The organism is Corynebacterium sp. UMB0012 (assembly GCF_030216265.1).
In the GTDB taxonomy this organism is placed as follows: Bacteria; Actinomycetota; Actinomycetes; order Mycobacteriales; family Mycobacteriaceae; genus Corynebacterium.
Genome location: NZ_JASOKQ010000132.1, coordinates 1 through 246, shown reverse-complemented (window position 1 = coordinate 246; position 246 = coordinate 1). Strand labels below are relative to the sequence as shown.

At 66.3% G+C, this 246-nt stretch carries 1 pseudogene; it reads right to left on the bottom strand.

The window, feature by feature from the left end:
* Nucleotides 1–246, bottom strand: a pseudogene (locus QP324_RS12160) (transcription elongation factor NusA); the annotation flags it as partial.

Here is a 246-nt window from a genome sequence, read left to right as displayed (position 1 = left end):
TGACGCGCTGCCCCTTGGGCCCAATGCAAGCGCCCTTGGCGTTGACGCCCTTGGTGCGGGCCGCCACGGCGATCTTCGAACGGTGGCCTGCCTCGCGGGCGATCCCGACGATCTCCACGTCACCGGATTCCACCTCAGGAACCTCAAGTTCGAATAGCCGGCGACCGAGCTCCGGGTGTGTGCGGGAGAGGTTGATCTGTAGGGAGCCACGGCCCTTGCCCACGCCGACGATGTAGCACTTCACGC